The 11,849-nt window shown below is 34.9% G+C and carries 8 protein-coding genes; all 8 read left to right on the forward strand.

Annotated elements, in window-relative coordinates:
* Positions 1–186: 186 nt before the first annotated feature.
* Entirely contained in the window at positions 187–666 is a 480-nt protein-coding gene (gene nuoE, locus BUA73_RS06255; RefSeq protein WP_072903357.1) for an NADH-quinone oxidoreductase subunit NuoE, read from the forward strand.
* A 9-nt stretch (positions 667–675) separates the two neighbouring features.
* Positions 676–2,565 (forward strand): NADH-ubiquinone oxidoreductase-F iron-sulfur binding region domain-containing protein, encoded by a 1,890-nt coding sequence (locus BUA73_RS06260; RefSeq protein ID WP_072903293.1) that lies wholly within the window; start codon positions 676–678, stop codon positions 2,563–2,565.
* Between the two features lie 14 nt (positions 2,566–2,579).
* On the forward strand, positions 2,580–4,307 hold the full coding sequence (locus BUA73_RS06265) for an NADH-dependent [FeFe] hydrogenase, group A6 (protein ID WP_072903294.1): 1,728 nt from the start codon (positions 2,580–2,582) through the stop codon (positions 4,305–4,307).
* A 405-nt stretch (positions 4,308–4,712) separates the two neighbouring features.
* Positions 4,713–5,951: a DUF6688 domain-containing protein gene (locus tag BUA73_RS06270; protein ID WP_072903295.1), complete on the forward strand. Its 1,239-nt coding sequence runs from the start codon at positions 4,713–4,715 to the stop codon at positions 5,949–5,951.
* 384 nt (positions 5,952–6,335) lie between these two features.
* The gene (locus BUA73_RS06275; RefSeq protein WP_072903296.1) at positions 6,336–8,081 is read left to right on the forward strand and encodes an ABC transporter ATP-binding protein; all 1,746 of its coding nucleotides are present in this window, start codon (positions 6,336–6,338) and stop codon (positions 8,079–8,081) included.
* Positions 8,081–9,853, forward strand: a complete 1,773-nt coding sequence (locus tag BUA73_RS06280) for an ABC transporter ATP-binding protein (protein ID WP_084672110.1) — start codon at positions 8,081–8,083, stop codon at positions 9,851–9,853. The genes BUA73_RS06275 and BUA73_RS06280 overlap by 1 nt, the downstream gene beginning before the upstream one ends.
* 142 nt (positions 9,854–9,995) lie before the next feature.
* Positions 9,996–11,285, forward strand: coding sequence for a bifunctional folylpolyglutamate synthase/dihydrofolate synthase (locus BUA73_RS06285; protein ID WP_072903297.1), 1,290 nt, complete (start codon positions 9,996–9,998; stop codon positions 11,283–11,285).
* Between the two features lie 8 nt (positions 11,286–11,293).
* Complete coding sequence (gene folE, locus BUA73_RS06290; RefSeq protein WP_341465308.1) at positions 11,294–11,845, forward strand: GTP cyclohydrolase I FolE; 552 nt, start codon at positions 11,294–11,296, stop codon at positions 11,843–11,845.
* Positions 11,846–11,849: the final 4 nt, after the last annotated feature.

Raw genomic sequence — 11,849 nt, forward strand, 5'->3', positions numbered from 1 at the left:
TATTTTAATTCATATAGTTTTGAAATAGAAGGATATTAATTAATACTATTTTAAAATACTTATTAGAAAGGTTGGAAGTAAATGATATAATGATTGAGTAAATTATATTGACAATAAAATAACAGGACTCGGTTAATGGGAAGTAGAAAAAAATTCATTTTAAAAATGAGGAGAGGGGATGGCAAAATGGTAACAACTTGCAAGAATTGTTGCAAATTTAAGGGACTAGAAGAATTTATATCACAGCAGGATAATAAAGAGGCTGCATTGATAGCAGTTCTACACAAGGCTCAGGGCATGTATGGTTATCTGAGTGAAGAACTACAACTTTTTATAGCTGAGAAATTGGGTGTTCCAGCTTCAAAGGTGTACGGCGTGGTAAGTTTCTACTCATATTTTACTACGGAGCCTAAGGGTAAATATGTTATTAGTGTATGTACAGGAACTGCGTGCTTTGTAAGAGGAGCGGGGGATATCGTTGAGGAATTTAAGAAAAAACTTAACATTAATGTTGGACAAACTACACCAGACGGATTGTATACCCTAGATACTTTAAGATGTGTCGGCGCTTGTTCCATAGCTCCGGTAGTGCTAGTGAATGATAAAGTTTATGGTAATTTTACTAAATCACAAGTTGAAACGATTTTGAATGAGTTTAAGGAGTGATAAATAGCTATGGAAAGAATTAAAAATTATGATCAATTATTAGAAATTGTTGAAAAGTACAAAAATAATGTAGAAGTAAGAAGAGTAGCAGGAAAAATCACCATAGATAAGAATATTAAAGAGAGACAGATTCTTGTGTGTGGTGGGCCAGGGTGTAAATCTGCTAATTCATATGCCATAAAGGATGAATTAAATAAGGAAATAGAGAAAAATGGATTACAAGAAAATGTAAAGGTAATTCCAACAGGATGCTTTGGATTCTGTGCAGAGGGACCGGTTATAGAAATGGTTCCTGATAATGTTTTTTACGTAAGAGTAAAACCAGAGGATGCAGCTGAAATAATCAAAAGCCACATTATAGATGGAAAAGTGGTTGAAAGACTTGTATACGTTAATCCTGAAACAAAAGAAAAAATCGAAAATAAAGAGGAAATACCATTCTATAAGAAACAGGTTAAGATTGCTCTTAGAAACTGTGGTGTTATTGACCCTGAAAATATTGAAGATGTACTTGCTACAGGTGCCTACACTGCTTTAGGTAAAATAATCGGAAAAATGACAGCTGAAGAAGTTGTAGAAGAAGTCAAAGCTTCAGGACTTAGGGGAAGAGGGGGCGGAGGATTCCCAACAGGTAGAAAGTGGGAAATGGCTCTTAAGATTGAAAACGATACAAAGTACGTAATTTGTAATGCAGATGAAGGAGACCCAGGTGCCTTTATGGATAGGGCTATTCTAGAAGGAGACCCTCACAGTGTTCTTGAAGCCATGGCCATATGTGGATATGCTACGGGATCTAATCAAGGATTTATATACATTAGGGCAGAATATCCTTTAGCGGTTCATAGATTGAGAATAGCCATTGCCCATGCTGAGGAATTAGGTTTATTAGGAGAAGATATATTAGGAACAGGATTTAATTTTAAAATAGATATAAAATACGGTGCAGGTGCATTCGTCTGCGGTGAAGCTACAGCTCTTATTCATTCTATTGAAGGGCAAAGGGGCGAGCCAACTATGAAACCACCTCGTACATCACACAAAGGATTATGGCAGAAACCAACCTGTGTAAATAATGTTGAAACATTTGCCAATATTCCCGCTATAATTAACAAGGGAGCAAAATGGTATAGTTCCATAGGTACAGAGAGATCAAAGGGAACTAAAGTTTTTGCCTTGGCTGGTAAGGTTAATAATGTTGGCCTAGTGGAAGTTCCTATGGGAATTTCTTTAAGGGAGATTGTTTATGAAATTGGTGGAGGAACCATTGGCGGAAAGAAACTAAAAGCTGTTCAGACAGGGGGACCTTCCGGAGGATGCATTCCAACTGAGTTTATAGATATTCCTATTGAATATGATACGCTAACTGAAATTGGCTCTATGATGGGTTCTGGTGGAATGATAGTTATGGATGAAGATAACTGCATGGTGGATGTGGCTAAATTCTATCTAGATTTCACTGTGGAAGAATCTTGTGGAAAGTGTACCCCTTGTAGAATAGGGAATAAGAGATTACTTGAAACTCTAACAAAAATAACAGAGGGCAAGGGAGAAGAGAGTGACTTAACAGAGTTAGAAGAGCTTTGTGATCTTATACAAAATGCTTCTCTTTGTGGTCTTGGAACATCAGCGCCAAATCCAGTTATTAGTACACTACAATATTTTAGAGAGGAATATGAGGCACACGTTATAGATAAGAAATGTCCTGCAGGTGTCTGTAAAAATCTTTTAGCTTATAATATTACAGATAAATGTATAGGATGTACAAAATGTGCAAGAAGTTGCCCAGTAGGATGTATTACAGGCAAGGTGAAGGAAAAGCATATTATTGACCAAGATAAATGTATAAAATGTGGGGCATGTAAGGCAGCTTGTCCTGTTAATGCCATAGAAATAAAGTAAAGGAGGCGAAGGGCATGAGCATGATTAAATTAACTATAAATGGCGAGTCTGTAGAGGTTGAGAAGGGTAGTACAATTTTAGAGGCAGCCGCAAAATTAAATATTAAAATACCTACTCTTTGCCATATGTATATGGGTAATGATAGGACTAGGAATTGTAAGGGAACTTGCAGGGTTTGCCTTGTGGAGCAGGAAGGAAAGAACACACTTATACCTTCATGTTCCGTAGAAGCATATGATGGTATGGCGATTAAAACTAATACTCCTAGAGTTGTAAATGCTAGAAGAAGAATGGTAGAGCTTATACTATCTGACCACCCACAGGATTGTCTTAACTGCAAGAAAAACACTCATTGTGAACTGCAAAAGCTTGCTGCTGATTTAGGTATAACTGAAGTAAGGTACAAGGGTGAGATGTCACAGTATCCTATAGACGATAGTACAAAGGTTATTGTGAGAGATATGAATAAATGTATACAATGTAGACGTTGTGTAACTATGTGCAATGAAGTTCAGAAGGTACATGCATTGACTATGGTGGATAGAGGTTTTGAATCTACAGTATCCACCTTTTTCAACATGCCATTGTCAGGAACGGAATGTACTTATTGTGGTCAATGTATTGCAGTATGTCCAACAGGGGCTCTTGTGGTATCAAGAGATTATGACAAGGTATGGGATGTATTAGATGACCAGGATAAATATGTGGTAGTTCAGACTGCTCCTGCTGTTAGAGTAGGATTAGGAGAGGATTTTGGACTTCCTGCTGGTAGTGTTACTACAGGGAAAATGGTAGCTGCCTTGAAAAAGCTTGGATTTAGTGCAGTTTACGACACAAACTTTGCGGCAGACCTTACTATTATGGAAGAGGCAACAGAATTTATTGACAGATTCACTAAGCAGGAGAATCTACCGGTTATAACTAGTTGTTGTCCAGCATGGGTTAAATTTGCGGAAGACACATATCCAGAACTTTTAAACCATATTTCTACGTGTAAATCCCCACAACAAATGTTTGGTGCTATTGCAAAAACATATCTTGCAAAAAATTTAAATATAGATCCCCAAAATATAGTAGTTATATCCATAATGCCTTGTACAGCTAAAAAACATGAAGCTACAAGACCGGAAATGGGTAGAGATGGCATCCAAGATGTGGATTTAGTTATTACTACAAGAGAATTTGCAAAGATGGTAAAAGAAGCAGGTATAGATTTAGTTAACATAGAGCCAAAGGAATATGACGATTTGCTTGGACAATCTTCTGGAGCTGGAAACCTCTTTGGAGCTACTGGCGGAGTTATGGAAGCAGCTCTTAGAACTTCTTATGAATGGGTTACAGGAAATGCACTTGATAATGTTGAATTTAAAGATGTAAGAGGTCTTAAGGGCATCAAAGAAGCTACCATTGAGTTGTCAGGAAAAGAAGTTAATGTAGCAGTAGCAAGTTCTCTAGGTCATGCTAGAAAAATTATGGATGATATAAAGAGTGGTATATCTAAGTATGATTTTATTGAGATAATGGCGTGCCCAGGTGGATGTATAAATGGAGCGGGACAGCCATTTATTAAATCTAATTTTGATATAGTGGAAAAGAGAATGGGCGGCATTTATACTACAGATTCTGAAAAAACTCTTAGAAAAGCTCATGAGAACCCAATGATAAAGAAGTTATATGATGAGTTCCTTGAAAAACCAAACAGTGAAAAGGCTCATGAATTGCTGCATACAAAATTTGTATAAAGTAAGGTGATACTCCTTATATAGATAAATAACATAGATCGATTTTCTTGAAATAGTCTGGAAAGTCGGTCTTTTTTATCTTATGGAGTTAAAACTCCACTGAAGGTTCGAAGTCTGTTTATGACTCAATTTTTGTTTGAAGATGCCATGATTCAGCCAGTTCGTGATGTAATGGATATTTGTCCAGGAAAATTTGCAGCTGGTAACAGATATTAGTGAATTGATGATGAATATCATAGAAATAGAAAAACTTAATGAAATAGATTTATATTTATCTGATGACAACCTCATTTAATGAGGTTGTATTTCTTTATATAAAAGAAAAAATATATTGTAATGCAATAAAACATTATTGCATTATTCAAATAGAGGTGATAAACTAGCTTTAGGGAGGTGGAGAATTTCATGAAAGAAAAATTAATGAAGCATTTGGTATTATACTCATTTCTTTTAGCGGAACTAATTGGATTTACAATAGTTATTATTTTTATAGTATATAAAGATGGAAATTTTAAGGTTACACTGGAAGAAGTTAGATTTTTTTTGTTGTCAGTTTTCATTTTTGGAACTTTTATAATATACCCCATGGTACTGACCTTAATAAACTTTATTTTTCTATTCATTAAAGGGAGAAATCCAGAGGTAATAAGATGTGGTAGAATATTTGAGTATATAACCATAAGTTTAGGTATTATATTTAGTCTTTTAGCTTTCGGCATGTCTCAAATAAAGTTTGATTCTGATTGGATGGTGGTGTTATATAAAAATGAACAACACACGCCTATATTTACACAAAGCTATGTCACTATAATAGTTATTGCCATAGTTGCCATGACAGCATATTTTGTGCTTTCATCCATAAGTCTTGAAAAGATGCCGCCTTTAGTTACAGTGTGTTGTATTGCAGCTATGTACATTGGTATAATTGAATGCATTGTGTGGATTGTGCAAATAATGAAATGGGATATAATTGACATAATGCTATGTTTGTTTCCGTTAAATGGTATTATTATAGCCATAAAAATTATAAAAAATAAGGTGATTCAATGGAGAAACATGCAACATGATGAGATAAAGCTTTATAAATACAATTTTCTTAATGTGCTAAATAAAAAACTTATGAATTCTGCAACATGGCCCCTTATGGCTTTTATAATAATGTGGCCTCTTCTTGGATTTTTAATATGCATTTTATCGCTTTTTGGACAACGTCCGGATGCAGCCATAAGAGCGTGGACAGAAACTAGCGATTGGAGGTTATCACAAAGGATCTCACCACCATCTGTTTATCCTGATGGTCATTATTTATGTACTGTAGCAGCAGGCGGACATAAGGCAATAGTAAAGCCTTTACGACGGGGTATACGGCATGGTCATGAAGACATTGTGGTAAACCGTCAGCTTTGTGTAGCCAATGCTTTTGAACAAATATTAGAGGAAAAAACTCCAAGGCTCCACAGAATCATTAGAAATTTCTATGATAAGTATGGCTTCCCACTTTCAAAGTTAATTCATTCACCGTACACTGCTGATCTTATATATATGCTTATGAAACCCTTGGAGTGGATATTTTTAATAGTATTATATTTATGTGATGTAAAACCTGAAAATAGAATTGCAGTTCAGTATATAATAAAGAAATAATAGATTGATATTATTCATAATATATGATAAACTTAGTAAGAAATTAAATTAAAATTTATAGGAGGATATCAATGACTAATATGCTTTATTCTTAAATTCAGTCTTAACGTATAACAAAGAGAGTGTGTTTGCTGTGCCTAAAATTTTTTATAAGGTATGGTTATTTTGTTATATTCGTTGGTTGAAGAAGAATAAAAGCATAGTTGATACCCTACTAATTCGCATTTAAATATATTCCATATTATGGATGTATAATTGTGACTGGTGGCGTTGTATGTTATACAACACTTTTTGTTTGCAAAAAATACTAAAGGGTATAGGTGAACGATTGTTTTGCTATGCCCATTTTTTTATGCAAAAAAGAAAACATAAGGAGTGACATGGATGAAATCAGAAATAAAATCTTATTTTAAATTATTATCAAAATATCTAAAAGCTATGAAGCTACAGGTTATATTTCTAGGTGTTGTATTAGCTTGTAGCGTTGGTCTGCAGCTAGTTATACCAAAGATAACTGGTTATTTCATAGACTCTGCTACAAAGGGAGCCCCTATGAAAATATTAATATTTGCAGCCACATCATTTATTGTACTTGCCATAATTCAGCAGGTATTGGCTTTGGTATCCACTTACGTAGCACAAGTTGTAGGATGGAATGCTAGCAATGAGCTTAGAATAGACTTGATAAGGCAGTGTTTGAATTTAGATAGTAGTTTTCACAAAAGTTATAAACAGGGTGAGCTTATAGAGAGAATAGATGGAGATGTAACGGCTTTGTTCAATTTCTTTTCAAAGCTTATGCTGAATTTATTAAATAATATAGTATTAATACTGGGTATACTAGTTATGTTATTTTTTGAGGGCATATCTGTGGGAATTTCAATTACAAGCTTTGTAATAATCTCAGTAGCTATATTTATAAAAATACAAAAAAAAGCCGTGCCTATATGGACTGAAAATAGAAAAATAACATCGGAGCTTTACGGCATGCTAGGAGAAAGTATAGGAAGTACAGAAGATATTCGTACCAATGGAGCTGTTTCCTACTTTATTAATTGCTATGATAAATTTCTAAAGAAAAATTATAAAATAGAAAGAAAATCAAGCATGATGTATTACTACATGTGGAGTTCATCTATAATCCTATTTGCCATGGGAACAGCGGTGGCTTTAGGTTTGGGCGGCGTATTGATGATGAAAGGTTCTATAACCATAGGTTCGGTGTATATAATTTTCCAATATACAGAACTTTTAAATAGACCGGTTAATCAGATAAGGTTTCAGCTAGAGGATCTACAAAAGGCAGGTGCTAGTATAAAAAGAATTGAAGAGCTGTTTAATAAAGAATCAAAATTGAAAGATGGCCATTGCGAAGTTATTATGGAAGATAAAATATCCTTGGATTTAGAGAAGGTGTCTTTCAGTTATGAGGATGGTAAAAGAGTTCTTTATGACATTTCTTTTAAAGTTCCCTCGGGAAATATACTTGGCATACTAGGACGAACTGGCAGTGGAAAGACAACCTTAGCTCGTTTAATAGCAAGATTATACGACCCTGAAAGTGGAAATATAAAATTTAATAACTATGATATTAAGGATATAAAACTAGAGAACTTAAGAAAAAATATAGCCTACGTGACACAGGATGTTCAAATCTTTTGCGCTACGGTAAGAGATAATATTACATTGTTTAATCCTAATATAGAAGATGATAAAATTATGGCAATAATAGATGATATGGGATTAAGAGGTTGGGTAGATAAGTTGCCACAAGGGCTAAATACTATGTTACAAGCTGATGGTGGTGGTCTTTCCGCGGGGGAAGCTCAGTTGCTGGCATTTGTAAGAGTGTTTTTGAAGGATCCTAAAGTTGTAATATTAGATGAAGCATCCTCAAGACTAGACCCTGTCACAGAGGGACTTATGGAAAATGCGTTAAAGAAACTTTTAGATGGTAGAACTTGTATAATCATAGCTCATAGATTGGCTACTGTTGAGAGAGCAGACCAAATTATGGTTTTATCCCAGGGTAGGGTTGTAGAAAATGGGGATAGAGAAGAGTTACTTAGAGATAAAAGTTCAAAATTTCATGAGCTTTTGGAGAAGGGCATAGAGGAGGTTCTGGCATAATGGAATTAAAACAAAACTATAAAAGTATGAAAACCTACCAATTTTTGTGGGAACTAATAAAATATAAACCCTTAGTATATTTGTGCAATACTTTTTGCTGGGTGCTTGTACATCTATCACCTTTGGTGCCAGGATTGATAATAGAAAAAGTATTTAATGTTTTAGGTGATAATGCACAGGCGGTAGATAAGATATGGATGCTATGTGCTATTCTTGTAGTATTTGCTGTGATTCGTTCCTGTATAACTTATGCAGGGTTTAGGTTTGATGTGTATTATAGGTTTTCTGTGGGTGCCTTACTTAGAAAAAATATGTTGAAGGCCATTTTGGAGAAACCAGATGAAAGTAAGGTATCAACGTCTCTAGGCGAGACCTTAAATTGTTTAAGAGATGATGCAAATCTTGCAGAAGATGTAATCAGCTGGATGATAGATAGTGTAGGGGTTACGGTATTTGGTACAGTTTCTATGATAATACTTCTTGGCATAAATGTTAAGATGACTTTATTTGTATTTATGCCCTTATCCTTAATACTCATGATTGCCAAATCTCTTAGCAAAAAGATTGAGAAATACAGAAAAATTTCAAGAGAAACCACGGCTAAAGTTACTGGTGCCATGGGCGAAGTATTCAACTCGGTACAAGCTATACAGCTAGCTTGCGAAGAGGAGAATGTTCTTAATCATATAAAAAAGCTTAACAATGATAGATATAAAGCAACTTTAAGAGACACATTGCTAAATCAAGCTATGATTTCAGTGTTTGATAATGCTGTAAATATAGGTACAGGAATTATATTGCTTTTGTCTGCAAAATTGATTACAACAGGTGATTTTACTGTGGGGAATTTTGCATTGTTTGTATATTTTTTAAGTCATGTGACAGACTTCACAATGTTTCTTGGAGAAATTATGGCATATTATAAACAGGCAGGTGTTGCGTTTAGAAGGATGACCTCCGTAATGAAAGGGGAAGCAGAAAAGGAACTTGTAAAACATAGGGATTTGTATTTAGACAGGGAAGTTCCTGACATAAAAAATGATTACAAAGTTAAAAATCCACTTAAGGAATTAGAGGTAAAAGGGTTATCTTATGTTTATGAGAGCACTGGAAGAGGTATAAGGGATATTAGTTTTACAGTAAAGAAAAATACTTTTACTGTAATAACGGGCAGAATCGGTTCAGGGAAAACTGTGCTTATTAAGAGTTTGTTAGGAGTCTTGCCGAGCCAACAGGGAGAAATATATTGGAATAATCATAAGGTACATAATCCAGCTACGTTTTTTGTGCCGCCTATGGTTTCTTATACTTCTCAAATACCTAATTTGTTTAGTGATACCGTTAAAAATAATATTCTGCTTGGTATAGATGATGGGCAAGTAGATATGGATAAAATAATACATGAAGCTGTGTTTAAAGAGGATTTAGAACAGTTAGAATGTGGTATGGACACCCTTGTGGGTCCAAAGGGTGTAAAGTTGTCAGGGGGACAAAAACAAAGGTTAGCTGTGGCAAGAATGTACGCACGTAGTTCTGAAATATTTGTATTCGACGACATTTCCAGTGCCTTAGACGTAGATACAGAACTGAAATTATGGCAAAGATTGTTTGAAAGAAAAAATGCTACATGTATAGCCGTTTCTAATAGGAAGATTGCCCTTCAGAGAGCAGATAACATAATCGTACTGAAAGATGGAAAAATTGAAGCACAGGGAAAATTGGAGGAATTATTAAAAAGTTGTAGGGAAATGAAGCAAATATGGAATGACTAACCTTATTGCATGAACAAATTGATTCTTTGGAAACCATTGATAAAAACCATGTGTTAAAACCTTGACTATTATTGTAAACTGAGAGCAAAAGTTATACAATCTATGTGATAGTGTTTATTATATGTACAGGGAGAAGATTTGTATGGATATAACACAGGCAATGAATTATATAGAAAAGATGTCCTCACTGGGAAGTGTACCTGGGCTTGAAATGACCATGGAGTTATGCAGACGCCTTGGGAGCCCTCAGGAACAATTGAAATTTGTTCATATAGCAGGAACCAATGGAAAAGGGTCTACAATGACATACTTATCATCAATTTTGCAAAAACATGGTATGAGGGTAGGAAGGTATTCTTCACCAGCTGTTTTTTCCTATTTTGAAAAGTTTCAGATCAATGGAATTAATATAAATGAATCAACCTTTTTAATAATTTTAGAAAAAGTAAAAGAAGCTGCAGAAAGTATGGCATGTGAAGGACTAGGTCATCCCACAGTTTTTGAAATGGAAACTGCGTTGGCATTTCTGTATTTTAAAGAAGAACATTGTGATATTGTGCTTCTTGAGACGGGTATGGGTGGAACTTTAGATGCTACTAACATTGTAAAAAATACTTTAGTTGCGGTGATTGCCAAGGTATCCATGGATCATATGGACTTCCTTGGCAATACCATAGAAAAAATTGCGGAGAATAAGGCGGGAATTATAAAAAAGGGCTGCCATGTGGTTAGTGCAGCTCAAAGTGTGGAAGCTGAAAAAGTTATTACAAAGAAAGCCCAACAGGAGAAATGCAAAATTTCATACGTGGCCAATAAAAAGATAACTTTATATAAGTGTGAATTAAACAAGCAAGTATTTTCCTATGATTCCTACAGTAAATTAGAAATCTCTATGAATGGCACTTTTCAATTAGAAAATGCTGCGCTTTCTTTGGAGATTTGCAAAGCATTAAAGGATGAAGGCATAAATATAAGTGAGCAATCTATTAGATATGGTCTTTTAGATGCTAAGTGGCCAGGGAGATTTTCATTAATTTCAAAAAATCCTACGTTTATTGTAGACGGGGCCCACAATGAGGATGCCTCTGTGAAACTAGCTCAGTCCATTGATAAATATTTTAAAGGAAAAAAAGTAATTTATATTATGGGGATATTAAAGGACAAGGAAGTAGAAAAAATCGTGCAAAATACTGTTAGATATGCCGATATTATAATAACTGTAACTCCTCCCAATAACTTACGGGCTTTGGATGGTCATGAGCTTCAGAAAATAGTGAGTAAATATCATAAGCAGGTTATAGTGGCAGAAAGTGTAGAAAAAGCTGTTTCCATGAGTTATCATATGGCAGAAGATGATGGCGTTATAATCGCTTTTGGATCTTTGTCATATCTAGGAGCTTTAACAGAAATAGTTGAGAACATAAGGAGATAAAAATAATGATAGATAAGGAAAAAATAGAAAACGCCGTTGAAATGTTATTGCAGGGCATTGGTGAGGATCCAAATCGTGAAGGTCTTAAGGATACGCCACAGCGTATTGCTAGGATGTTCCAAGAGATTTTTGCTGGTATGGAGGAAGAGCCATCAAAGCATCTTTCAAAGACATTTCAGGTAGAAAATAATGAAATGGTAATGGAAAGGGATATTACCTTCCATTCTATGTGTGAGCATCATCTTATGCCTTTCTTTGGCAAGGTACATATTGCGTATGTACCAAATGGGAAAGTGGTAGGGATTAGCAAGCTAGCTAGAACTGTGGAGGTATTTGCTAGACGACTTCAAATTCAGGAAAAAATGACTGCCCAGATAGCCCATGCTATTATGAACGAATTAAATCCTAAAGGTGTTATGGTCATGGTAGAAGCGGAACATCTATGTATGTCCATGAGGGGAATTAAAAAGCCAGGTACTAATACAGTTACAGTGGTAAAACTAGGCGAATTCGAAGAAAATAGAGAAAAGGTAGAGGATTTCTATCGCATGCTAAGATAGCGTA

The organism is Hathewaya proteolytica DSM 3090 (assembly GCF_900142225.1).
GTDB lineage: Bacteria > Bacillota > Clostridia > Clostridiales > Clostridiaceae > Hathewaya > Hathewaya proteolytica.

Coding starts and splice junctions, on each gene's coding strand:
- BUA73_RS06285 (WP_072903297.1), top strand. CDS start 9,996: ATGGATATAACACAGGCAATGAATTATATAGAAAAGATGTCCTCACTG.
- BUA73_RS06275 (WP_072903296.1), top strand. CDS start 6,336: ATGAAATCAGAAATAAAATCTTATTTTAAATTATTATCAAAATATCTA.
- BUA73_RS06270 (WP_072903295.1), top strand. CDS start 4,713: ATGAAAGAAAAATTAATGAAGCATTTGGTATTATACTCATTTCTTTTA.
- nuoE (WP_072903357.1), top strand. CDS start 187: ATGGTAACAACTTGCAAGAATTGTTGCAAATTTAAGGGACTAGAAGAA.
- BUA73_RS06280 (WP_084672110.1), top strand. CDS start 8,081: ATGGAATTAAAACAAAACTATAAAAGTATGAAAACCTACCAATTTTTG.
- BUA73_RS06260 (WP_072903293.1), top strand. CDS start 676: ATGGAAAGAATTAAAAATTATGATCAATTATTAGAAATTGTTGAAAAG.
- BUA73_RS06265 (WP_072903294.1), top strand. CDS start 2,580: ATGAGCATGATTAAATTAACTATAAATGGCGAGTCTGTAGAGGTTGAG.